General features: G+C 66.6%; 21 protein-coding genes. 5 read left to right on the top strand and 16 right to left on the bottom strand.

All coding sequences use genetic code 11. The features are described from left to right. Positions 1-9 precede the first annotated feature (9 nt). The 8 genes from leuS to EV646_RS25615 all read right to left on the bottom strand — a co-directional run bounded on the left by leuS (position 10) and on the right by EV646_RS25615 (position 9,508). Positions 10-2,478, bottom strand: a complete 2,469-nt coding sequence (leuS, locus tag EV646_RS25650) for a leucine--tRNA ligase (RefSeq protein WP_422386728.1) — start codon at positions 2,476-2,478, stop codon at positions 10-12. 233 nt (positions 2,479-2,711) lie between these two features. Continuing rightward, complete coding sequence (locus tag EV646_RS25645) at positions 2,712-3,572, bottom strand: trypsin-like serine protease (RefSeq protein ID WP_132152816.1); 861 nt, start codon at positions 3,570-3,572, stop codon at positions 2,712-2,714. 67 nt (positions 3,573-3,639) lie between these two features. Next, complete coding sequence (locus tag EV646_RS25640) at positions 3,640-4,530, bottom strand: helix-turn-helix domain-containing protein (RefSeq protein WP_132152814.1); 891 nt, start codon at positions 4,528-4,530, stop codon at positions 3,640-3,642. Next, complete coding sequence (locus EV646_RS25635; RefSeq protein ID WP_132152812.1) at positions 4,527-5,294, bottom strand: phytanoyl-CoA dioxygenase family protein; 768 nt, start codon at positions 5,292-5,294, stop codon at positions 4,527-4,529. Before EV646_RS25635 ends, EV646_RS25640 begins: the two co-directional genes overlap by 4 nt. A 96-nt stretch (positions 5,295-5,390) precedes the next feature. After that, positions 5,391-6,314: an AraC family transcriptional regulator gene (locus EV646_RS25630; protein ID WP_132152810.1), complete on the bottom strand. Its 924-nt coding sequence runs from the start codon at positions 6,312-6,314 to the stop codon at positions 5,391-5,393. A 35-nt stretch (positions 6,315-6,349) separates the two neighbouring features. Beyond that, positions 6,350-6,613, bottom strand: a complete 264-nt coding sequence (locus EV646_RS25625; RefSeq protein WP_132152808.1) for a hypothetical protein — start codon at positions 6,611-6,613, stop codon at positions 6,350-6,352. Positions 6,614-6,632: 19 nt separating this feature from the next. Continuing rightward, positions 6,633-8,312, bottom strand: coding sequence for a sodium:solute symporter family protein (locus EV646_RS25620; protein ID WP_132152806.1), 1,680 nt, complete (start codon positions 8,310-8,312; stop codon positions 6,633-6,635). Positions 8,313-8,512: 200 nt separating this feature from the next. Beyond that, positions 8,513-9,508 carry an endonuclease/exonuclease/phosphatase family protein gene (locus tag EV646_RS25615; RefSeq protein WP_132152804.1) on the bottom strand — a complete coding sequence of 332 codons (996 nt, stop codon included), beginning with the start codon at positions 9,506-9,508 and terminating at the stop codon, positions 8,513-8,515. Between the two features lie 118 nt (positions 9,509-9,626). Here EV646_RS25615 and EV646_RS25610 point away from each other — a divergent pair, with 118 nt between their 5' ends. After that, a complete protein-coding gene (locus tag EV646_RS25610) occupies positions 9,627-10,046 on the top strand; it encodes a carboxymuconolactone decarboxylase family protein (protein ID WP_132152802.1) in 420 nt (139 codons plus the stop codon). A 133-nt stretch (positions 10,047-10,179) separates the two neighbouring features. On the opposite strand, the gene EV646_RS25605 is transcribed toward EV646_RS25610, so the two are convergent. From EV646_RS25605 to EV646_RS25580, 6 genes are all read right to left on the bottom strand, one after another. Next, positions 10,180-11,196: an ABC transporter substrate-binding protein gene (locus EV646_RS25605; protein ID WP_132152800.1), complete on the bottom strand. Its 1,017-nt coding sequence runs from the start codon at positions 11,194-11,196 to the stop codon at positions 10,180-10,182. 130 nt (positions 11,197-11,326) lie between these two features. After that, positions 11,327-13,606, bottom strand: a complete 2,280-nt coding sequence (locus EV646_RS25600; RefSeq protein ID WP_132152798.1) for a glycoside hydrolase family 95 protein — start codon at positions 13,604-13,606, stop codon at positions 11,327-11,329. A 6-nt stretch (positions 13,607-13,612) separates the two neighbouring features. Then, on the bottom strand, positions 13,613-15,271 hold the full coding sequence (locus EV646_RS25595) for a type 2 periplasmic-binding domain-containing protein (protein ID WP_132152796.1): 1,659 nt from the start codon (positions 15,269-15,271) through the stop codon (positions 13,613-13,615). A gap of 30 nt (positions 15,272-15,301) precedes the next feature. Further along, positions 15,302-16,234 (bottom strand): carbohydrate ABC transporter permease, encoded by a 933-nt coding sequence (locus tag EV646_RS25590; protein WP_132152794.1) that lies wholly within the window; start codon positions 16,232-16,234, stop codon positions 15,302-15,304. Further along, positions 16,231-17,226, bottom strand: a complete 996-nt coding sequence (locus tag EV646_RS25585; RefSeq protein WP_132152793.1) for an ABC transporter permease — start codon at positions 17,224-17,226, stop codon at positions 16,231-16,233. The genes EV646_RS25590 and EV646_RS25585 overlap by 4 nt, the downstream gene beginning before the upstream one ends. 492 nt (positions 17,227-17,718) lie before the next feature. Further along, positions 17,719-18,468: an SDR family NAD(P)-dependent oxidoreductase gene (locus tag EV646_RS25580; protein ID WP_132152791.1), complete on the bottom strand. Its 750-nt coding sequence runs from the start codon at positions 18,466-18,468 to the stop codon at positions 17,719-17,721. Between the two features lie 385 nt (positions 18,469-18,853). Here EV646_RS25580 and EV646_RS25575 point away from each other — a divergent pair, with 385 nt between their 5' ends. Then, positions 18,854-20,101 (top strand): MFS transporter, encoded by a 1,248-nt coding sequence (locus EV646_RS25575; RefSeq protein ID WP_132152789.1) that lies wholly within the window; start codon positions 18,854-18,856, stop codon positions 20,099-20,101. A gap of 33 nt (positions 20,102-20,134) precedes the next feature. On the opposite strand, the gene EV646_RS25570 is transcribed toward EV646_RS25575, so the two are convergent. Next, positions 20,135-21,121, bottom strand: coding sequence for a TerC/Alx family metal homeostasis membrane protein (locus EV646_RS25570; protein WP_132152787.1), 987 nt, complete (start codon positions 21,119-21,121; stop codon positions 20,135-20,137). Between the two features lie 309 nt (positions 21,122-21,430). Between EV646_RS25570 and EV646_RS25565 the strand changes: the two genes are divergently transcribed. Next, a complete protein-coding gene (locus EV646_RS25565; RefSeq protein WP_132152785.1) occupies positions 21,431-22,453 on the top strand; it encodes an NADPH:quinone reductase in 1,023 nt (340 codons plus the stop codon). 11 nt (positions 22,454-22,464) lie between these two features. On the opposite strand, the gene EV646_RS25560 is transcribed toward EV646_RS25565, so the two are convergent. Further along, on the bottom strand, positions 22,465-22,989 hold the full coding sequence (locus EV646_RS25560; protein WP_132152783.1) for an NUDIX domain-containing protein: 525 nt from the start codon (positions 22,987-22,989) through the stop codon (positions 22,465-22,467). A 39-nt stretch (positions 22,990-23,028) separates the two neighbouring features. Between EV646_RS25560 and EV646_RS25555 the strand changes: the two genes are divergently transcribed. Together EV646_RS25555 and EV646_RS25550 are read left to right on the top strand one after the other, a co-directional pair. Further along, complete coding sequence (locus EV646_RS25555; protein WP_132152781.1) at positions 23,029-23,424, top strand: VOC family protein; 396 nt, start codon at positions 23,029-23,031, stop codon at positions 23,422-23,424. Beyond that, positions 23,411-24,055 carry a hypothetical protein gene (locus EV646_RS25550; protein ID WP_132152779.1) on the top strand — a complete coding sequence of 215 codons (645 nt, stop codon included), beginning with the start codon at positions 23,411-23,413 and terminating at the stop codon, positions 24,053-24,055. Before EV646_RS25555 ends, EV646_RS25550 begins: the two co-directional genes overlap by 14 nt. Positions 24,056-24,193: the final 138 nt, after the last annotated feature.

Here is a 24,193-nt window from a genome sequence, read left to right as displayed (position 1 = left end):
TAGCCCGTGCTAGGCCGGGACGATGTTGACCAGTTTGGGCGCCCGGACGATGACCTTGCGGACACCGCGGCCGTCCAGTGCCTTCTGGACCGTGTCGGAGGCCAGCGCCAGCTGCTCCAGGTCGGCGTCGGTGATGTCCGGCGAGACCTCCAGCCGGTCCTTCACCTTGCCGGCGATCTGCACCACGCAGGTGACCGCGTCCTGGACCAGCAGCGCCGGATCCACCTTCGGCCAGCCGGCCTTGGCAACCGTGGCTTCGTGGCCCAGCGCCTCCCACATGTCCTCGGCCGTGTACGGCGCGACCAGACTCAGCAGGACCGCCACGGCCTCGACCGCCTCGCGGACCGCCGGGTCGGCCGCACCCGGGCCGGAGTCGACCGCCTTGCGGGTCGCGTTCACCAGCTCCATGATCCGGGCGACCATCACGTTGAACCGGAACGAGTCGATCAGCTCGGCCGCGTCGGCGATGGTCCGGTGGGTGATCTTGCGCAGCTCGGTGTCACCGGTCGACGGATCCGAGCCCAGCGGCGCCTCGACCGCTCCTGCCAGCCGCCAGGCCCGTTGCAGGAACTTCAGTGAGCCTCCCGGCGACATGTCGGCCCAGTCGATGTCGTCCGACGGCGGCCCGGCGAACACCATGGTCAGCCGTACCGCGTCCACGCCGTACTCGTCGATCATGTCGCCCAGGTTCACCCCGTTGCCCAGCGACTTGCTCATCGCCTTGCCCTGGTTGATCACCTGGCCCTGGTTCAGCAGCCGGGTGAACGGCTCCACCGCGGTCAGCATGCCCATGTCGTGCAGCGCCTTGACGAAGAACCGCGCGTACAGGAGATGCAGTACGGCGTGCTCCTTGCCGCCGACGTACTGGAACACCGGCATCCACCGCTCAGCGGCGGAAGGGTCGAACGGGCCCTCGGCGTAGTCCGGCGACAGGTAGCGCAGGAAGTACCAGGACGAGTCGACGAAGGTGTCCATCGTGTCGGTGTCGCGCTCCGCCTTGCCACCGCACTTCGGGCAGTCGACCTCGACCCACTCGCGGGCGGCCGCCAGCGGCGACACACCCTTCGGCGCCAGGTCGGCACCGCGCAGGTCGGGCAGCTCCATCGGCAGCTGGTCGTCCGGCACCGGCACCTCGCCGCAGGACGGGCAGTGGATGATCGGGATCGGGCAGCCCCAGTACCGCTGCCGGCTCAGCAGCCAGTCGCGCAGCCGGTAGTTGATCGTCCGCTCGCCCAGGCCCTTGCTCGCCAGCCAGTCGATGATCGTCGACTTGGCCTCGTCGATGGCCAGGCCGTCCAGGCTGATCTCGGCGTTGGCGCTGTTGATCGCGGCGCCCTCACCGGTGTAGGCCTTGCCGTCGAAGTCCTCCGGCGGCTGCACGGTCCGCACGATCGGCAGGCCGAACTTCTCTGCGAACTCCCAGTCCCGGGTGTCCTGGCCGGGCACGGCCATGATCGCACCGGTGCCGTAGTCGGCCAGCACGTAGTCCGCCGCCCAGATCGGGATCCGCTCGCCGGTGACCGGGTTGATCGCGTACGAGCCCAGGAAGACGCCGGTCTTCTCCCGCTCGGTGCTCAGCCGCTCGATCTCGGTCTCGCCCTTGACCTTCGCCAGGTACGCGTCGAACGCGGCCTGCTGCTCCGGAGTGACCAGCTCGGCGGCCAGCTTCGCGTCCGGCGCGACCACCATGAAGGTGGCGCCGAACAGCGTGTCCGGGCGGGTGGTGAAGACCTTGATCGGCTCGTCCCGGCCCTCCACCTGGAAGTCCGCGAACGCACCCTCGGACCGGCCGATCCAGTTGCGCTGCATCAGCAGGATCTCTTCCGGCCACTCCAGCAGCTCCATGTCGTCCAGCAGCCGCTGGGCGTACTCAGTGGTCTTGAAGTACCACTGGGTCAGCTCACGCTTGGTGACCTCGAACCCGCACCGCTCACACCGGCCCTGCACCACCTGCTCGTTGGCCAGCACGGTCTGGTCGTTCGGGCACCAGTTCACGTACGACGCCTTGCGGTAGGCCAGGCCGCGTTCGTAGAAACGCAGGAACAGCCACTGCGTCCACCGGTAGTACTCCGGGTCGGACGTGTGCAGCCGGCGCGACCAGTCGAAGCTCAGGCCGTAGCGCCGGATCGACTCCGCCTGGGTCTCGATGTTGGCGTAGGTGTAGGTCGCCGGGTGCTCGTTGCGCTTGATCGCCGCGTTCTCGGCTGGCAGCCCGAACGAGTCCCAGCCGATCGGGTTCAGTACGTCGTACCCCTGCTGGAACCAGTAGCGCGCCAGTACGTCGTGCAGCGCGAAGACCTCGGCGTGACCCATGTGCAGGTCGCCGGAGGGGTAGGAGAACATCGTGAGCGCGTAGCGACGCTCCGCGGAGCCGTCGTCACGCGTCTTGAACGGGTCCAGCTTCTCCCACACCGGCCGCCACTTGGCCTGCATGGTGTTGAAGTCGTACCCGCCCCTGTCGATGGGGGCGTCCTCCACCTGCTCGCTCACGGTCCTACTCCTGCTTCGTGTGTTTGTTGAGCCTTAATCTGCCAGACGGCATACCTAGAAATAAAAAAGCCCCTCGCACAGGAGGGGGTGCCGCACTGACCGGCGCTCTAGCGCCTGAATGCCAGTACGGCTAACTAAGGAGCAGGCTCACTCGCATGCGATCAGGATAGCACCGGTGCCGCGACCGACTGAGACGGTCGCGGCACCGGTAGGGAGAGCGGTCAGCCGATCGGTACGCCGTACGTCTTCAGCCAGTCCTGGACGACCTTGATGTCGATCCGCTGCAGGCCGTCGAGGTAGCGGCAGTTGGCGGTGTAGCCGTAGCTGGTCACGGTGACCTGGTAGCCACCGAGGAACGTCGGGCCGCCGGAGTCACCAAAGCAGGTGCCGCCGGTGCCGCGGGTGTCGTGCTCGTTGCCGTTCACCTGCAGGATCTGCGGAGTGAGCTTCTGGCCGGGCTCGTCGGCCCAGCGGCGCAGCAGCGGGTACGACATCGGGGTCGGCTTCTGCGGACCACTGTCGGCCTTGCGGACCTCGGTGCCGTAGCCGACAGACCTGAAGAGCGTGCTGTTCAGCTTCGGCTGCTGGTAGGCGTTCAGGTAGTTGGTGGGCGCGATCTTGGCCGGTGCGATGTTGGTGACCGGCCTGTCGAGCACGATCACGCCGACGTCGTTCCAGTTGTCCATGTCGGTGAAGTCGGAGTACTTCGGGTGCGCGTACGCCGTACCCGACTTGTAGCCGGCCTTCTCGAGCTCGGCCTGGGTGTAGCCCTTCGACGGGTCGGCAGCGACCGGGAACGGCGACGGCGGCTGCTCGGCGATCACCGAGTCGAACGTCACCAGCGTCTTGCCGAGCGTGCCCAGCGTGCAGTGCGCCGCGGTCACCAGCACCGTCGGCGAGACCAGGGTCGCCGTACAGCGGAAGCGCCCGTCGGGTTGGTAGAACAGGATCACGCCGACGTTGGGATGACCGTTGCCATCGGGCTCGCCGCCGGTGATGGCGGAGGCGGACAGCGCCGGCAGGCTGATCAGCCCGAGTGCCAGCGCGCAGATGCCGATGACGCGGCCGAGTCGACTTCTCATATGACCCCTCCCAGAGGTGTGGTTGCTGCATTGGAGCAGCCACGCGAAACACTGTCCAGGTGTCGCTCTAGATAAACTCGGTGCCTCCACTGCGGCGGTGGTCGCCTGGTGTGCGGCCATAGTGGCGGCGGAAGGCTGTGGAGAACGGGCGTACGTCGGAATAGCCGCAGGAGCGGGCTACCTCGGTCACGGTGACGGCTGGGTCGAGCAGCAGCTGTGCGGCCAGCTCGAGGCGCAGCCGGCGCAAGGTGGACATGATCGACGTTCCGGTCTGCTGGTGGAACAGGCGCTCTGCATGGCGCTCGGAGAGGTGGGCAGCGGCTGCGACGTCCCGGACGGTGATCTGCCGGGACAGGTTGTCTCGGAGGTGCCGCTGCATCGCGGCGACGGCCAGTGGAGCCCGGTCACGTACGACGGGCTCGACGGCCAGGTCCTCGTCGAGGGCGAAGGCGCGGGCGGTTTCCAGCACCAGTGTGGAGGCGAGAGCCGCTAGAGCGGTGTTGTAGCCAGACAACGGTGCTGCTGCCTCGGCGGCCAGCGCGGTGATGAGTGCCGGCAACGAGTCTGTCCGGTCGGACACCACTGGGCCGTCGGCTCGAGTCAGGCCCGACCACCATCCAGGCTGGTCAGAGCCCGGGCGGAAGGTGAAGCCCCAGAAGGCTATGCCTAAGGGCTCGGACCGGCTGGACTCGATCTCGTGGACGTCGCCGGGGCGGGCGATGAAGACCGAGCCGGGCTGGACGTCGTACTGCACGTCTCCGGAGTTGAAGCGGCCTGAGCCGGAGTACGCGAGGCAGACCTCGTGGAAGGAGTGGCTGTGCCAGTAGTTGCGCCAGTACTCCGGCCGGTAGTGCCCCCAGCTCAGGAAGTCGGCACGGAACCCGTCGACCTCGCAGGACTCCAGCAGCCCGGCGAGGTCGACGAAACGGTCCGCGTCAGCGACATCCGAAAGCGTCAAACGCCACTCCTGCCGGTCGGGTCGACTCCACGCAGCATCATGCCCTGACCGAGCGAGAAGTCGTGCGTCTTCACCGTCGGCGGGTCCGCCGGATCGCGGTACTGGATCAGCCAGGTCGTCCGGGCTTCCTCACTGACGTTCACCCCGGACCCGTGCACGGTCAGATAGGTGAAGAACAGTACGTCGCCCGCCTCGGCCGGCTGCGGGATCGCCGAGTCGAACGGTACGTCGGGCAAGTGGTACGACCCCTCCGGGTCGTGCTCCCGCGGCCCCTCCTTGTGGCTGCCCGGTATGACCCTGACGCACCCCTTCTCGACTGGCGCGTCGTCGAAGTGGAAGATCGCCGCACCGACCCGGTGGTACTTGTGCGGGAAGAACGGGTAGTCCTGGTGCAGCGGGAACGGCGACCCGTTCTCCGGCGGCTTCACGAACAGCTTGGTGTGGTGCAGCTGCACGTTCTCCACCCCCATCACCGCGGCGGCCACGTCGGTGAACCGCGGGTCCACCAGCAGCCGGGAAAACGCGGCGTCGTAGAACTGCGCGTCGTGCAGATGCTGCAGCTTCGTCGGTGCGTCCGTCATCTCCCGCGCGGCGGCCCAGGTGGGGTCGTCGGCCCGGTGCAGCAAGGCCAGCAGGTCGTGGCTGCGCTGCCGGTAGAAGGCAGCTTCCTCCTTGCTGAGCAGGCCTTTCACCAGCACGAAGCCGTCCTCGGCGTACCGCTCGGCCAGCGTCGCGAGGTCCGAAGAACCGGAAGTGATGGTCATCTCGAAGTCCTCCTGATCGGGTACTTCGAGCCTACGAACACAGGCGCCCGGACGGCAGGACCACACCGGACGCCGATGTTCGCCAAACGGACATGCTCACAGCGGGGTGACGGGAATGCAGAAGTCGAGGACGATGCGCTTCTTGGGGCCGGGCTCGGCGCTGTCGTAGTAGATCTCCAGTGGTGGGCGGTCGTCGGCCTGGAAGCCGCTGCCGGGCAGCCAACCGCCGTACATCGCATCCACGCTGCGGCCGATCTCGGCCGGGTCGTCGACGTCCAGGCGCTGTACGGCGTAGCGCCCGCCCGGGAGATCCTGGATGTCGACCTCTGCCGAAGCGGTCGTGACAGTCGCCGGCACCGTGACACATGCGTCGTACCGGCAGAGGTCGTTGGGCGTGACGTCGGGATTGTCGTGGGGTACACCGATGACCAAGGTGTTGGGACCGAAGAGGCCCTGGCCGGCGACCCAGCCGCAGACCTGCTGGAAGGCCGCGTTGAGGTGCTCGGCGAAGACGCCTTTGCTGTAGGCGAAGCGACGGATGTAGGCGACGTGGTAGGCGGGCAGGGTCTTGACTTCGACGTTCATCGTGCGGCTCTCCTCGGGGTACAGGTCCCAGTCCTTCGGAGCGTAGAGCGCACGCCTGCTGTCACCTTCTCCCTCCTTGCGGTGTATGTCTCCACCCTTGCGGAACTCGGAGGCGCTGACACCGAAGCGCTCCTTGAAAGCCCGCGCGAAGTTGGAGTGTGAGGAGAAACCGCAGCTGAGCGCGATGTCGGTGACTCGCGTTGTCGGCTGCCAGAGGAGCAGGCTGGCTGCTCGCTCCACCCTCAGCCGCCAGATGAAGCTGCTCAATGTCTCGCCCATGACGCCTTTGAAGATGCGGTGGAAGTGGTACGGCGAGAAGCCGGCGACGTCGGCGAGCTCGCGCAGGGTGAGCGGCTCGTCGAGGTGCTCGCTGATGTGATTCACGACGCGGTTGAGTCGCCTCGTGTACTCCCAGCGCGGCGGAGATGTGGTCATGGCGCAGCCTCCGGTGGCTGCCACGATCGTACTGATCACTCCTCCGGAGCGTCGGCCGGCCTTTCCGTGATCGGTACGACGATCGGCCGCAGCCGGGCCCAGGCGACGAACAACGCGGCGAAGGCGAGCATCGCGATGCCGCCCCAGAGGTTGATGTTGATCCCGGCCGCCTTGTCCACCTCCTTCGGGTCCGCGATGATGCCGAGGATCGTCAGCACCAGGCCGTAGATCCCGATCAGCGTCGCGATCACCACCCGGATGTCGAACGCCCCGGCCTTCTTCTTCTCGCGATCAGCCATGACTGTGCTCCTTCCGGGATCAGCCGAAGACGAAGTTGAGTGCGACGGTCAGCGCCAGCGAGATGCCGGCCAGCAGCACCGGCTTGCGGTACCAGCCGCCGTCGCCGTGCTGGGCGTCCTCCTTCAGGTGCTCCTTGGGCGTCAGCGAGTACACCAGTCCGACGAGCTCGGTGTCGCGCTTCGGCGTCGTCACCAGGCTGACGATCACGCTGAGGATGATGTCCACCACGAAGGCCGCGCCGGCGCCGACGAAGCTCGCACCCTGGCCGGGCAGGTCGATGACGCCGTTCTCCGAAAGAACGAACACAGCCACCGCGGTCGCCGTACCGCTGACCAGGCCGACCCAACCGGCCGTCGCGGTCATCCGCTTCCAGAACATACCGAGGATGAACGTGGCGAACAGCGGCGCGTTGAAGAACGAGAACAGCTGCTGGAGGTAGTCCATCAGGTTGCTGTAGCCGGAGGCGATCGCCGCGGTCCCGATGGCGATCAGCGTGCCGACGACAGTCACCCAGCGGCCGGTACGCAGGTAGAAGCCGTCCGGCCGGTCCTTGACGACGTACCGCTCGATCAGGTCGTACGTCATGACCGTGTTGAACGAGCTGAGGTTGGCCGCCATACCGGCCATGAACGACGCCAGCAGACCGGTGATCGCGAGACCGAGCATGCCGTTCGGCAGCAGGTCGCGCATCAGGATCAGCAGCGCATCGTTGTAGTCGACGTCGCCGCTGCCGGTGGCCTTGAACTGGGCCAGCTCGGGCGCGACCACGGCCGCGATCATGCCCGGGATGATGACGATGAACGGGACGAACATCTTCGGGAAGGACCCGATGATCGGCGTACGGCGGGCGGCCGACATGTTCTTCGACGCCATCGCCCGCTGGACCTCGACGAAGTTGGTCGTCCAGTAGCCGAACGAGAGGACGAAACCGAGGCCGAAGACCAGACCGATCACGGACAGGAAGTTGCTGCTGAAGCCACTCAGGGCGTTGCCGGGCCAGGCGCTCAGCTGCTCGGAGCCGCCCGGCGACGCGGTCACCTTGTCGACCAGGCCCTGCCAGCCGCCGACCTTGTGCAGGCCGACGATGGTCAGCGGCAGCAACGCGGCGACGATGACGAAGAACTGCAGCACCTCGTTGTAGATCGCCGCGGACAGGCCGCCGAGGGTGATGTAGCTGAGCACGATCAGCGCGGCGACGATCACCGACGCCCAGATCGGCCAGCCGAGCAGCACGTTGACGATGGTGGCCAGCAGGAACAGGTTCACCCCGGCGATCAGCACCTGGGCGACGGCGAAGCTGATCGCGTTCACCAGGTGCGCGGGCTTGCCGAACCGGCGCAGCATGAACTCCGGCACGCTGCGCACCTTCGAGCCGTAGTAGAACGGCATCATCACGACGCCGAGGAACAGCATCGCCGGGATCGCGCCGATCCAGAAGTAGTGCACCGTCGGCATGCCGTACTCCGCGCCGTTCGCGGACATGCCCATGATCTCGATCGCGCCCAGGTTCGCCGAGATGAACGCCAGGCCGGTGACCCAGGCCGGCAGCGACCGGCCGGAGAGGAAGAAGTCCAGGCTGTTGGAGACGGCGCGCTTGGCCAGGTACCCGATGCCGAGCACGAAGGTGAAGTACAACGCGATGATGATGTAGTCGATCGCCGTGGCGTCCAGCCTCAGGATCGAGTCTTGCGCAAGCATCCGGCCTCCCGCATCGTCGATGTGACGGATGGTGGTGTTACCGGTTCGGAACGTTACTCCTGCTTTCAACTAGAGTCGCGCCGACCCGCGTCTCCACCCGAATCTCCACCCGTAGTCGACCTTGTTGCTGAGGGCAACGTCGAGGTCGTCCGGCACCGCGCCGAAGCGGTCCGCTACGCCTCCCTCAAGGCGATCGCGGACTAGATCCTGAGCTCGGCTACCACTGGGCGGTGGTCGCTGCCGGTGGACTTCATTACCCAGGCCTTGGTAGGGGTGACGCCGCGGACCAGGATGTGGTCGATTCGCGCCATCGGGAACTTGGCCGGCCAGGTGAATCCGAAGCCGTAGCCGGCCGCGCCTTGCGCCGATCGCAGTCCGGTGGTCAACGGCGCCAGGCTGCGGTCGTTCGCCGTACCGTTGAAGTCGCCCATCACGATCACGCCGTTCAGCTTCTCGTCGGAGATCTGCCGGCCGAGCGCCTTGATCGTGTCGTTGCGCTGGCCGGACGTGAACCCGCCGGCTCCGACCCGGACCGAGGCCAGGTGGGCGACGTACACCGCGACCTTGCCCTCCGGCGTATTCACCTCGGCCCGCAGCGCTCGGGTCCACTTGAAGCCGACGTCGACCGACTTGCTCTGGGCGACCGGATACTTCGACCAGAGGGCGACCGTGTCGCGCTGGACCTCGTACGGATAGGTCTTGGCGAACGCTGCCTTGTAGATCTTCATGTCGGCCGTGGTGATCTCCTCGAGCGCCACCACATCCGCGTCCGCCGCCAGCAGCTCCTGCGCCGTCTTCTGCGGATCCGGGTTGTCCGCGTCGACGTTCTGCGAGAGCACCCGCAGGTCGTAGGCGCCACCGCCCTTGCCGGGGATTAGGAGGTGCCCGAACATCAGCCCCCACACCGCCGCCGGAAGGAGCAACGCGACCCCAGCCGTCGCGGAACGTCGTACCACCGCAGACACCGCCAGAATCGGTATGGCGACGCCGACCCACGGCAGGAACGTGTCGAGCAAGCTGCCGAGGTTGCCGATCGAGTTCGGCACGTAGCGATGGAACATCAGCGGTACGGCGGTCAGCACGGCGAGCACGGCGATCACCCACCCGCGACGCCAGGGGCTGCTTTTCCGGCGTCGCCTGGCCGAACCGCGCGACGGCGGGTTCCGGGCGGCGACAGCGGTTTGGCGGTCCGACATGCTGCGATTCTTGCCGACACCGGGTCCGGACCAAAGTCCACACCCGGTCTTTCATCCCTACGAAGGACCGAACCGGCCGAAATGATTAGTGATCCCGGCCGGGGCTAGCGTCGAGAGCATGACTCACGTTCCCGACATCAACAGCCCGGAAGAACAGACCCGGTACGAGCGAGGCCTCGCCGTCCTGGCCGCGGTCGACGGGGGTTCAGCGCCGGCGGTGATGGAGAACCTCGCCGACATCGCCCCCGCCCTCGCGCACCACGTGGTCGCGTTCGGCTTCGGAGACATCTACGCGCGGCCCGGCCTCGACCCGAAGCAGCGGCAGCTGGTCACCCTCGGCATCCTGACCGCCCTCGGCGGCTGCGAGCCGCAGCTCGAAGTCCACGTGCGTACGTCGCTCAACGTCGGGCTCACGACCACGGAGATCGTCGAGGCACTCACCCACGCCGCCGGCTACTGCGGTTTCCCGAAGGCACTGAACGCGATCTTCGTCGCCAAGAAGGTCTTCGCTGAACGCGGCCTGCTCCCGGTCGGCTAGCCCTTCGGGCGTCTCCAGCTCCTCCGGTCGGCTAGCCCTTCGGGCGGAGCAGCTTCTCCAGGCGACTAGCCCTCCGGGCGGAGCAGCTTCTCCAGGCGACTAGCCCTTCGGGCCGAGGAGCTTCTCCAGGCGACTAGCCCTTCGGGCCGAGGAGCTTCTCCAGGTCGGAGAGGACGCCCTGAGCGCCGAGCGGGCCGAGGCCGAGGAACCAGACCTCGTCGTCGACGCGGGCGACGTGGCCGGCCTTCACCGCCGGCAGCGCCTTCCAGAGGTTGCCGTTGACAACAGTGTTCTCGGCGGTGGTGTCCGGCTTGCCGTAGCTGGAGTAGAAGATCCAGTCGCCGTCGGCCTTGCCGATGTTCTCCTGCGACACCTCGACGGCCAGGTCCTGGACGTCCTGGATCTTCGGCCGCGGCAGCCCGACGTCCTTCAGGATCACGCCGATGAAGGACAGGTTGCCGTACAGCCGGATCTCACCCGGCCGGAACCGGACCAGCGAGATCGTCGGCGACCCGTCGACCTTCGCCTTCACCTCGTCGGCGCGCTTCTGGTAGTCGTTCAGGAGCTGGGTCGCCTTGGTCTCCTCGCCGACCGCGTCCCCGACCAGCAGGAAGTTCTCCTTCCACGGGAACCCGGGCCGGATGCTGAACACCGTCGGCGCGATCGCGCTCAGCTTGTCGTAGAGATCGTTCGCGCGCAGCTTGCTGCCGAGGATCAGGTCCGGCTTCAGGGCGGCGATCGCCTCGAGGTTCAGCTCGCTGATCCCGCCGACCGTCTTGATCCCTTGCGCCTTGTCCGCGAGGTACGACGGTACGCCGCTCTGACCCGCGGTCGTCGCCATCCCGACCGGGGTGATGCCGAGCGCGAGTACGTCGTCCAGTTCACCACTGTCGAGGACGACGATCCGCTCGGGCTTCTTCTCCAGCTTGGTCTCGCCCAGCGCGTGCTTCACGGTCCGCGGGAACACCCCCGGCTCCGCGTCCGACCCGAGCTTGGCCGTCTCCGCATCCGCCGTCTTGAACAACCGGCCGCCCGTCGCCACCTCGGTGTCGCCAGGCCCGGAGTCGGAGCTCTTCGTCTCCCCTCCCCCACACCCGGTCAGCGCCAGCAACGCGGTGGCCACGACAACAACCCCAAGGCGGATTTTCATGCCGCAGACCCTACAACAAGTTTGGTTAGGCACCCCTAACCACCGCCCCCATTTGATGGGTTACCCGCCGACCTGGTGGGTTCCCCGCCCGGATGCGAGCGGGGAACCCACCATTTGACTGGTGAACCCGTCAAATGGCTGCGGGCGGGAGGAGAGTGCGGGAGTCGCCGGCGGCGAGGGTTACGGTGGTGGTGCCGTTGGCGGGGAGGGCGATCTGGAAGGTGCCGGGGTGGGTGGCGTGGACTGTGACGGCGGTGAGCTTGCCCTCGCGCCAGGTGACGTCGAAGGTCAGGCCGCCGCGGGCACGGAGACCGCGGAAGGAACCGTCCGGCCAGTCGCTCGGGAGAGCCGGCAGCAGGCGGATGGTGTCGGTGTGGCTCTGGATCAGCAGCTCGGGGATGCAGCCGGTCATGCCGAAGTTGGCGTCGATCTGGAAGATGTCGCCGTCGCGGTGCAGCAGGTTGTCCGAGACGAGCCGGCTGAGATAGTCGCGGATGACAGCCGCCGCCTTCTCCGGCTCGAACAGTCGTGCCCACAACGCGACCAGCCAAGCGCTCGTCCAACCGCCCGGCTTCGCACCGGCCGTCCGGACCTCGAGCGACTTTCGGGCGGCTGATGCCCATTCCGGCGTACGCGTGGGGTCGATCTCGGCGCCCGGGTAGAGGCCGTACAGATGCGACTGATGCCGATGATCAGGCTCGGACGGCTGCCAATCGGTCGGCCATTCGAGCAGCCGGCCGTCGTCCGCCGTACGGATCTCCGGCAGGCGCTCCCGGGCAACACGAGCTTCTCGAGCCAGGTCCGTCGCCAGACCCAGCGCTGCCTCCGCTTCCAGCAGGTTGGAGAACAGTTCTCTGATGACCCAGATGTCGTACGTCGTGGTGAGGTCGACCGAGGCTTTGTCGCCCGACGGCAGGACGAAGTGGTGCTCCGGCGCGGTGGACGGGATGAACTGCAGTCGCCCGTCACGGTCCTCCACCAGCATCGCCAGGACGAACTCGGCAGCGCCGGCGAGCAGCGGATACGCCCGATCGCGCAGGAAGTCCAGGTCCTGCTGGAATCGGTAGTGCTCCATCAGGTGCGCGGTCAGCCAGACTCCACAGGTCGCGCACATCGCCCACACCGGGTCGTCGCCGCCTTCACCCACCGGCCAGGTCGCGCGCCAGATGTCCGCGTTGTGATGCGACACCCAGCCGGGTGCGTCGTACAGGATGCGCGCAGTCTCGGCACCGGACTCGGCCAAGCCTTCGAGCAGGTCGGTGAGGGGGTCGAAGCACTCGGTGAGGCCGGTGAGGTCGGCGAGCCAGTAGTTCATCTGGGTGTTGATGTTGTTGGTCCAGTCGCTGGCCCACATCGGCCGGCGGTCCTGGTTCCAGATGCCTTGCAGGTTGGCCGCCTGCGTCCCAGGGCGGGACGACGCCATCAGCAGATAACGGCCGAAGTTGAACATCAACGCGACCAGGTCGGGATCGTTGCCACCGGCCTTGATTCGCTCGTCGGTGGGCAACTCCGACGGCTCGCCCAGCTGCAACTCAGCACGGTCATACAACCGATGGTGATCTTCGAGATGCCGCTCCCGAAGCTTGTCGAGGGCAACCACATCCAGTACGGCGGTTGCCTCGCGCAATGCGACGAGCGGATCCCGGCCGGGCGGGACCGACCACCCGGCAAAGGTACTTGCCGCCGACAACACCACGGTCACACTGTCGGCTCCGCGGACAGCAACGCCCGCCGCGCCGACGTCGCCTGTGCCGCCGGTGCTGTGAACCCGGAGCGCGACGCCGAAACCGATCCCGTGGCCATCCCTGTAGCGGATCGGGTCCGGGCTCTTCCGGTACTCGATGGTGAGCTCCGACGGCGCGTGACCGACGATCCCATAGGTGCCATCGGCAACTTCCACTTGCACCGGATGCTGACTGGTCAGCTCCAGGGCGAGGTCGATTGCACCCGGCTCGTCGGCCGTGATCGTCCACACCATCACCTGGTCCGGCGTGGACACGTACGTCTCCCGCCGGAACCGTACGCCGCCGACCGTGTAGTCGACGGCGACGATTCCGGTCTCCAGATCCAAACTCCGCCGGTACTCCTCGGGCTCCCCCGACGACAGAATCCGCAGGTCGGCGAGCGGCTGATACGACTCGACCAGCGGACCCTGCAACGCCCGGGTCCGCTCGGTCGCCGCCAACTGATCGCCCTCGGCGAGCAACCGCCGTACGTCGGCCAGCACGGAAGGACCATCAGTGACGTTCAACGTGCGCGGACCGTCGCCGGACCAGACGTCGTCGAGGTTGAGCGCGATCCGCTCCTCGTCGACGCGGCCGAACACCTTCGCGCCGAGGTGACCGTTGCCCACCGGCAACGCCTCGAACCAGTCCGGAGCCGGAGTTCGGAACCACAGATCATGCGACATGGAGGTCTACTTGCTCCCGGACTTGTACTTGTCGTAGGCCTGCTGCTGGATCTCGAGGTACCGCGGCATGCCGGTGCTGTCCAGACCCTTCACGTAAGCATCCCAGTCGGTGTCGATGTTCTTCGAGCCGGTGATGAACGCCAGCTGGTTCTGGTTCACGTAGTTGTTGAGGTTGGTCTGCAGAGTGGCGGTCTCACCGCTCAGGCTCGGGTCCGGCCAGACCGAGGTCTGCGGGAACCACTGCGCCTTGTCCTCGTGACCCTCGTACAGCTTCGTCGCCTCCCACAGCCGCCGCTCGAGGCCGGCGCCGGCGTAGATGTCCTTCGGCACGACCTGCGCGTTCCGGAAGGCCAGCGTGTTGTTGTACTGGCCGAGCGCGCCCCAACTGATGTTCTTCGGCGGGTCCTGCTTCGGCTTGTACAGCGGCTTGGTGTTCGCGTCGAGCGCGATGTCACCGGCACCGGGCTTGGTCCAGCCGACGCCCTCCGGACCCATGTTGGTGATCATCTGACCCTCGTCGGAGTAGATCCAGTCCAGCATCTTGATCGCCGCGACTTGGGCCTCCTTGCTGGCCTTGTTGGTCAGCATGAACGTGTAGCCGGTGGAGGTCGGGTGGTTGTACCCGGTGTAGCTCTTCCCCTCGGGACCGGTCAGCGGCGGCACCGCGTCGTACTGCTTGTCCCGGCCGTCCTTGGAGTCGAGCTGCACGAAGATGCCCGGCCAGAGCACAGGCACCGAGCCGAGGACGACAGCCTTCGGATTGTTGCCCTGGGCCTGCAGCGCCTGCGCGTTCTGGGTGAACGCGGCCTGGTCGATCAGGCCGTCCTTGTACAGGGACGCGATGTACTTCAGTCCTTCCTTCCACTGCGGCGAGGTCACCGGAGTGACGACCTTGTCGCCATTCAGGGTGATCAGCGACCGTACGCCGTTGTTCGCGCCGACCGGGTCATAGGCGAACGCGTTCATCAGGTACGCGATGAGGCTGCTGTCCTGGACGTCGGTGGTCATCGGGATCTCGTCGGCCTTGCCGTTGCCGTTCGGGTCCTTGGTCTTGAACGCCTCGAGCACCGTGCGCAGGTCCTCGGTCGTCTTCGGCACCTGCAGGCCGAGCTTCTTCAGCCAGGTGCTGTTGATCCACAACTTGTCCGGGTAGGTGCAGTGGAAGCAGTCGGCCCACTGCGGCAGCGCGTAGATGTGACCGTCCGGCGCGGTCGACATCTCCTTGTACTCCTTGTTGGAGTCCAGCGCCTTCTGGATGTTCGGCGCGTTCTCCTTGATCAGGTCTTCCAGCGGTACGGCGACACCCTGCTGACCGAGCTTGAGCACCTCGGCCTGGGTGAACGCGTCGATCCACGGGATCAGGAAGAACAGGTCCGGGTAGTCGCCGCTGGCCAGCGAGATCTGCCGCTTCTCCTTGGCCGGACCGGCGTCGTACGTCGTGGTCTGCCAGCGGAACTGGATCTTGAACTTGTCGCTCATGATCTTGGTCACCGCATTGGTGTCCAGGTTCGTACTCTGGTCGGCCGGCGTGAAGGTGTCGATGACGACCTTGCCGTCGGCCGTGGTCTCGTTCGCCGCACCCTTCGACTTGTCCGAGCTGCACGCCGCCAGGGCGAGCACGCCGGCCGCAGCCAGCGCGACAACCTTGCTCACGGATGAGCGCATGTCTGGTGTTTCCCTTCTGGAGTAGGCTTTTCAGCCCTTGACCGCGCCGACCATCACGCCCTTGGTGAAGTGGCGGGCGACGAACGGGTAGATGATCAGTACGGGCAGGCTCGAGATGACGATGAGCGCGTACTTGAGGACGTTGGCCAGCTGTTGCTGTTCGAGCTGCTGGGCCAGGCTTGTGGTGGTGGTGGACCCGGTGAGGGTGTTCAGGATCAGCACATTCCGGAGCACGATCTGCAGCGGGTACAGGCCGGGGTCCTTCAGATAGACCAGCGCGTCGAAGTAGCTGTTCCACTGGAAGATCGCGTACATCAGCGCGATCACCGCGATCACCGGCTTGGACGACGGCAGCACGATGGACCAGAGGAAGCGCAGATCGCTCGCGCCGTCGATGGTGGCCGCCTCGTACAGCTCATCCGGGATTGTCGAGCGGAAGAAAGTCCGGGCGATGATCACCTGCCAGACCCCGATCGCGCTCGGAATCACCATCGCCCAACGGGTGTTCAGCATGCCCAGGTCCTGGACCACCAGGTACGTCGGGATCATGCCGCCGGAGAACAGCATGGTGAAGATCAGCAGGCTCATGATCACGTTCCGGCCGAAGAAGGTACGGCGCGACAACGGATAGGCGATGGCGACCGTCAGCGTGACCGAGATCAGCGTGCCGCCGATCGCGTAGATGAACGAGTTCAGGTAGCCCTTCATGATCAGCGGATCACTGAAGGCTTCCTGGTACGCCTTGACACTCGGCTCGATCGGCCAGAGCAGCACCCGGCCGGCACTGACCGCGGACGGACTGCTGAATGAGTTGGCGACGATGTAGATCAGTGGCACCGCAACGACGATCAGGGCGAGCCAGAGCATGATCTTCACCCCGGTCAGGAAGATCTTGTCGGTCCGGGTCTCCTCGATCGTGGTGCGCTCCGACCGGCGGGACGTCGTACGGGCGATCACTGTCATGACCAGAGTCCGTTTCCGGTGATGCGCTTGGCGGCGAAGTTCACGCCGAGCAGCAGGAAGAGGTTGAGGACGGAGTTGAACAGCCCGATGGCGGTCGCCATGCTGAAGTCGGCGTTCAGCAGACCGGTCTTGTAGACGTACGTCGCGATGATCTCGGACTGGGCCGTGTTCAGCGGGTTCTGCAGCAGGAACGCCTTCTCGAACCCGATCGACATGATGTTGCCGACGCCGAGCACCAGGATGATCACCGCGGTCGGCATGATGCCGGGCAGGTCGACGTGCCGGATCCGCTGCAGCCGGCTGGCGCCGTCGATCCGGGCCGACTCGTGCAGGGCCGGGTCGATACCGGACAGCGCGGCCAGGTAGATCACCGCGGAGTATCCGGTGGTCTGCCAGACGTCGGACCAGACGTAGATGTGGCGGAAGTAGTCCGGCCTGCCGAGGAAGTCGATCGACGGCACGCCGAACAGCCCGATCGCGTCGTTGACGAAGCCGAGCCGCGGCGACAGCACCAGGATCGTCATCGAGACCACCACGACGGTGGAGATGAAGTACGGCGCGTAGGTCACCAGCTGGACGGTCTTCTTGAACCGCCCGTTGCGGATCTCGTTCAGTGCGATCGCCAGGATGATCGGGATCGGGAAGCTGGCCAGCACCGTGTAGACCGAGAGCAGGAAGGTGTTCTTCACCAGGGTCCAGAACGTCGGGTTGGCGAAGAACAGCTCGAAGTTGCGGAACCCGACCCACTCGCTGCCCCACGGACCCTTGACCGGGCTGTAGTTCTTGAACGCGATCACCGCGTTGGCGATCGGGACGTACTTGAAGATGACGAAGTACGCGAGCGGTACGACGATGAGCAGGTACAGCTGCCAGTGCCGGCGCAGACTCCGCCGGGCCGCGGTCCACCGGCTCGGCCGCGGGATCCGGGCGGGTCTCACCGCCTCGCTGCGTACCGGCGCCGGCCGCGCGGCCGGTTTCAGGGTTGCACTCACTCCGCGTCCTTCCAATATCCGATAGGATCTCGGGTTCTGTCCCGGCGAGGATGACACAGAACGTTCTGCTGCGGAAGACTATCTCTGCGGCCGAGACCAGACCTTGACCGATCGGCTCAGATCCCTTGTTTTCAAGGGTTATCACTCATTGCATCAGGCAACCAATGGGGTGACAGCACGGATCGACCCGATGGCCCGCCAGCGGATCAGGATGTGCGTCAGCCCCGTCCGAAGTCGCTCTGAGCCACCGGCTTCGATCGGATCCCGACTTTATTTCCTCTGTGAACTATGTCGAAGTCAACCTGGCGCCGGTGCCGCTGTCAAGCCCCGGCGAGGCGCAGCGTCCATCGCCCGTACACCGATCGGCCAGCTCAGGTCGTTGCCTTCGCCGTCGTACTGGGCATCCGGCCATCCTCGCAGTTGACCTTGAGAAGCCACCGACCAGATTTCGGGAAGAAATCTGGTCGGTGGGTGCTCAAGGTGAGGGCGGGGTCAGTCGGCGATGGCGCCGCAGCTGAGGTTGAGGACGGCGGCGGTGATGGGGCCGGCGTGGTCGGAGGCGGCGAAGGCGGCGGTGTGGGCGACCTCGGCCATTCGGGGCAGGCGGCGCAGCGCGGTGCGGTTGATGAGGTGGTCGAGGCCGCCTTCCTCGATGTTCCACTCGGGGTGGGTGTCGGGGGTGAAGTTCGGGCGCAGGGCGACGACGCGTACGCCGTACTGGCCGATCTCGCCGGCGAGTGACCTGGTCAGTGTCTCGATTGACGCGCAGGCCAGGCTGAAGCCGCCCATCTCGAAGTCAGGGCCGGACTCGCGGGAGGCCGACGAAGACAGCATCAGGATCACGCCGCCGCGTTGCTCGATCATCCGGCGCGCGGCCGCGGTCGCGGTGATGAAGTTCGTCCGCGCGGCGTCCTCGACCGGCCGGACGAAGTCGTCCACTGCCATGTCGACCAGTGGGATGCTCTGCTTCACCCGCACGCTCACGCCGTTGAAGACGACGTCGATCCGGCCCTCGATCGACGCCACGTGTGCGTTCACCGACTCAGCGTCGTACCCGTCGACGACGGCGACCGTCGCCCGGCCACCGGCCTCGGCGATGTCAGCGGCGACCTTCTCCAACTTAGCGAGCGTCCGGCCGGCAAGGTGCACGGTGGCGCCCTCGGCCGCGAAGGCTCGGGCGACCGCGCCGCCCATCGCGCCTCCGCCGCCGTACACGATCGCGGTCTTGTTCTCGAGCAACATGATCGGGGTCCTCTCCCTGTCGAAGCTTCTACAAGGGAGACGGAGCCGCCCGCCGGTTCTCGACACGTCAGCGAGAGATGTCCGCGAGAGGGCAAAACCTGACCCGACCATCACGGGGGAACGGCCGGGCCAGGCACTTTCGATGGTACCCCTGAAAGCCCGATGCAGTCGGTTAATTCGGAGGCGGACTCGCCGGACCGTCGCCTACCCTGACGCCATGCAACGTCGCTCCTGAAAGCGCACCACCGCTCTCGCCACCGCGAGCCGCCGTCGTGCGTCACGTCAAGCGCTTGCCGTCGCGCGCCTTCGTAGCGCCACGTCGCGGGGAGACCCCGCCGCGTGAACGGCCGGCGCTTCCGTCTGCCCGCACAACGTGGAGCTTCCGATGCATTTGCCTGCCTACGGGTCCGCTGATCCGGCCCGGACGTACTACGTCTACAACGGCGCCTGGGCGTTCCTGTCCGCGCTCGCGTTCACGCTCAGCATGGTGTATTACGTCCGCGACGCCGGACTGGACCCACTCCAGATGGTCCTGGTCGGGACCACCCTCGAACTCGCCTGCTTCCTGTTCGAAGTGCCGACCGGCATCGTCGCCGACATCTACAGCCGCCGGCTGTCCATCATCATCGGCTTCGCCCTGATCGGGGCCGGTCTCCTGCTGCAGGGCCTGGTGCCGGCGTTCCTGGCGATCCTCGCCGCGCAGGTGCTCTGGGGTGTCGGCTACACCTTCACCTCCGGCGCCGACCAGGCCTGGATCACCGACGAGGTCGGTACCGACCGGGCCGCGAAGGTGTTCGTCCGCAGTCAGCAGATCAGCCTGGCCGCCAAGATCGCCGGCACCGTCACCGCCGGCGCACTCGGCCTGGTCAGCCTGCCGCTGCCGATGGCGCTCTCAGGCGGCGGGATGCTCCTGCTCGCGCTGGCCCTGGCGGTCTTCATGCGCGAGGACAACTTCCACCGCACCCCGCGGGCGGAACGGTCGATGGCCGAGACCTTCAAGGACGGACTCGCCGTCGCCCGGCGGCGTCCCGTCGTACGGACGCTGGTTCTGATCAGCCTGATCTCCGGGCTGTCCAGCGAGGCGTTCGACCGATTGTGGTCGGTCAAGATCCTGCACTTCAGCTTCCCGGCGGTCTTCGGTACGTCGGACCCGGCGTTCTGGTTCACCGTCCTCGCCCTGGTCGGGACGCTGCTCGCGCTCGTCACCTCCGTGGTACTGAACCGGCTCTCGCCGGAGCGGCTCAGCGCGACGCATCCGAACGGCGTACTCGCGGTGCTGAGCCTGGTGGAACTGTCCGCTGTGACCGCGTTCGCGCTGCTCGATCATCTCTGGCTCGCGCTGGCCGCGATGTGGGTGCGGACAATCGCCGGCACGCTCGCCTGGCCGATCGAGTCGGCCTGGCTGAACCGGCACGTCGACTCGCGCTCCCGCGCGACGGTGATCTCGATGGTGTCGCAGGCGAACGCGATCGGCCAGGTCGTCGGCGGCCCGCCGCTCGGCGCGATCGGCCGTACGTCGTTGAGAGCCGCGCTGACGGCCTCGGGCCTGATCCTCACCCCGATCCCGCTCCTCTACCTCCGCCTCCGAGCGCCCTCGCTATCCGGAACAAAGTCGTCAGTGGGTGCAGATTAGTTTCCGGAAAGCCAGCCGTACGTCGTACTGGCGTCACTCGTCGGTCTTGATCCGGACCTCGACCCGGCGGCGGTCGTACGACGACTTGATCAGTGAGGCGACGGTGGTGATGAACAGGGTGCCGGCGATGAAGCCGAGCGAGGTGAGGATGCCGATGTGCGGCAGGTGGATCGCGCCGATGTCGTCGATGTGCGAACCGTGCAGCGCCTCGATGATCAGCTTCACGCCGATGAAGGCGAGGATCACCGACAGGCCGACGTTCAGGTAGATGATCCGCTCCAGCAGACCGCCGATCAGGAAGTACAGCTGGCGCAGGCCCATCAGCGCGAACGCGTTCGCGGTGAGCACGATGTACGCGTCCTGGGTGAGGCCGAAGATCGCCGGGATCGAGTCGAGCGCGAAGATCACGTTCGCCATCCCGATCGCGGCGATCACGATCACCAGCGGCGTCACCATCCGGCGGCCGTCGACCCGGGTGGTGAGCTTGGCGCCGTCGTAGTCGTGCGACAGCGGCAGCACCCGGCGCATCCCGCGCAGTACGGCGTTCTCCTGGAAGTCGGTCTCGTCGTTGTCGCCCTCGAGCGCCAGCCGGACCGCGGTATAGACCAGGAACGCGCCGAACAGGTAGAACACCCAGCTCGCCGCCGCGATCGCCGCCGCCCCGGCCAGGATGAACACCGCCCGCAGCAGCATCGACACCACGATGCCGATGTAGAGCACCTTGTCCTGGGCCAGCGACGGTACGGCGAACCGCGCCATGATGATGACGAAGACAAACAGATTGTCGACACTCAGGCTGTACTCGGTGATGTACCCGGCGACGAACTCACCGCCGCTGGCTCCCGGGCTGAACACGAACAAGCCGACGCCGAACAGCGCCGCCAGCCCGACGTAGAACAGCACCCACCGGGTCGCGTCCTTGATCGTCACGGTGCGCTTCCGCCTGGCGATCACGATCAGGTCGAACGCGACGATCGCGAGCAGGCCGGCGATCGTGACCACCCAGACGACAGGGGACATGCTCGAGACCATCACAAACCTCCGGACGACGACAACGCGGTCCGGAGGTCTCTTCCGCCTGGGCTACCCCAGGCCGGCAGCACCGGTTCGGCCGTCCAGGCCTCCCGTGATGACGACACTGCCACTCCAGGCGACGCTCGGCGCCACCCGCGAGGGAATACTCCCCTCCACAAACGCACCAACCCTACCCAACGCGGTACATCAGGCTCCAATCGTATACCGGATACAGTTTCCTGGTCGAGATGGAATATGTCAGCGGCGCTCTCGGCTATAGCGGATGACCATGACGCCGCTGCTCTGGAGTTCCTGATGAAGGCAATCGTGCACGACCAACTCGGCCCCGCTGACGCCGTACTTCGCTTGGTGGATCGCGAGGTCGCGGAGCCCGCGGCGGGCGAGGTACGGATTCGGGTGGCCGTCTCCGGCGTGAACCCAACAGATTGGAAGGCCCGCACGGGCCTGTACGGCGGCGACGCGGTCGAGTCCGTCCCTAACCAGGATGGCGCGGGGATCATCGACGCAGTCGGGCCAGGCGTCGACGAATTCGCCGTCGGCGACCGGGTCTGGGTGACGTTGGCTGCGTACGGACGCCCAGCAAGCGGTACCGCACAGGAGTACACAGTCGTCCCCGTCGAGCGCGTGTTCGCGCTGCCCGACAACGCCTCCTTCGAGCTCGGCGCGAGCATCGGCATCCCCGCGATCACGGCGCACCGCGCTCTGACGGTCGCCGAGGGCGGCCCGACGCGGCTAGCGCCCGGCGCCCTCGAAGGCAAGGTGGTCCTGGTCGCCGGTGGAGCCGGCGCAGTCGGACACGCGGCGATCCAACTGGCCCGCTGGGCCGGCGCCACGGTCATTGCGACCGTCAGCCCCACGAAGACGGCGTACGCCGAGGCGGCCGGCGCGCACCACGTCGTGAACTACCAGGACGCGGATGCGGCCTCGCAGATCCGCGCCGTTGCGCCTGACGGCGTCGATCTCGTCGTCGAGGTAGCCATCGGCGCCAACAACGAGCTCGACCTCGCCGTACTGCGGCCGCGCGGCACCATCGCGATCTACGCGAACAACGGCGACAAACCGTTCACCGTCGACGTCGGCCAGAACATGGGCCTGAACGCCCGCTACCAGTTCGTCCTCCTCTACAGCGTCGGCTGGCAATTCCTCACCGCCGCCGCCGAAGACATCAACACCGCCCTGAAAGCCAACGCCCTCCCCGTAGGCACCCCCGCAGGCCTCCCCCTCCACCACTACCCCCTATCCGAAACCGCCGCCGCCCACCAATCCGTAGAATCCAGCACCACCGGCAAGGTCCTCATCAACATCGCGGACCTCTGACGGCCGCCCGGCTATTCGGCCGGCTGGCGGCCGAAGTCGGCGTACAGCGGGTGTCCTGCCGTTAGTGCGTTGAGGGCGAGGGTGAGGCGGCGGGCTAGGGAGGGGCGGAGCCGCGGGCGCGCTTGGTCCAGCGTGAGGAACTCGGCGCCGCGGGCTTCGCCTGGGTCGATGTGGAGGCGGGCGATGGTGGCGGGGGTGAGGACGCCGCCGTCGAAGACGAAAGCTAGAGCGTCGTTCCAGACTCCTAGTGCGGGGACCCAGTCGACGACCAGGAGGTCGCCGACTGGGAGTTCGAGGCCGAGCTCCTCCTGGAGTTCGCGGCAGCAGGCGTCGTACGGCGATTCGTCGTACTCGGCCATGCCGCCGGGGATGTCGAGGGTCGGCTTGTAGGTCGGGTCGAGAAAGAGGATGCGGCCGGCCTCGTCGCGGATCAGCGCGCCGCCGGCCGTGGTCTTGCGTGGCAGCCGGGACGCGATTCCCGGATTGAACTCCTTCTCCGGTTCTCCCTCAGCGGCCAGGTCGTCTTGTCGGTTCACCGGTCTAGTCTCTTACGGAGACATCCCGAGGAGGAGCAGATGCTGCGAGGGCGAGCTGAGAAGGGCCATTATTTCGGTACGGTCATCGACGCGCCGGATCCCCAGGCGCTCGGGCGGTTCTACCATCAGGTGCTGGGCTGGGAGATATACAAGGACGAGCCCGGCGGGTTCGGTCTCGCCGTACCAGGCAACTCCGAGACCTACCTGGCGTTCCAGACCCAGACCTCAGCGCCATGGGAACGCCCGGTCTGGCCCGCCGAGGAGGGCCGGCAACAGATGATGATGCACCTGGACATCGAGGTCGGCGAGCTGGACGCGGCCGTCGAACACGCCCTCGAACTCGGCGCCACCCTCGCCGACTTCCAGCCCCAGCAAGACGTCCGCGTGCTCCTTGACCCGGCCGGGCATCCATTCTGCTTGTATGCCAACGGCTGATCCGGACGATCCGGACGAGAAGCGTGACGAGACCGGGGACGACCTCCGGGACTTGAATCTGGACTTGACCGTCTCGCGGATCAACGACGTCGTCGTGCACCATCAGCTGCATCCGAACGAGCCGCTCGACGCAGGCGACATGGCCGGCGACGACATGCGCACGATCGCCGCACACGCCCTCGTGACGATCGGCCGCGACCCCGCCGTCGGCAACTACCTCGCCCGCCCGCGCTCCGTCCTCAGCCGGCTCATCGCCTTCATCCTCGGCTGTGCGCTGGTCACCGGCCTGTACCTCGGGTTCGGGTGGGCGGGCGTCTTCGGCGCTGGGTACCTCGTCGGACCGCTCGTCGCGCCGGGCGCCAGCCTCGTCCTTGCCCGGCGGATCTTCAGCTGGGTCTACAGCGTCCGCCTGCCGAAGCGAAGAGCCGACGGTCTCACCGTCCTCAACTACTTCACGACCGGCCTCGGCCTGACCGTCTGCACCATCTTCACGGCGACCGGCTCCTGGCTCGCCGAACACGGCCTCCCGTTCACCATCCCGTTCATCGTGCTCGTCTTCGTCCTGGTGGTCACGCCGATGTACTACCTCGTCGTCAGGGAGGATTACGACGAGGCCGATCCACCCGGCTGAAGCCGCCGTACGGCGAAATCCCTTGCCTTGGTCAACCTTCGTCCGGCAGCGGGACGGTTGCCAGGCTGAGTCGCTGCACACACCGGGGAACAGGGTGCGCCGGAACGCCACCGTGTGTATGCGGACGGCGACTACGGT

It is taken from the genome of Kribbella antiqua (assembly GCF_004345665.1).
GTDB lineage: Bacteria > Actinomycetota > Actinomycetes > Propionibacteriales > Kribbellaceae > Kribbella > Kribbella antiqua.
The sequence above is the reverse complement of the archived record's forward strand: the minus strand, read 5'-3'. Positions and strand labels throughout refer to the sequence as shown.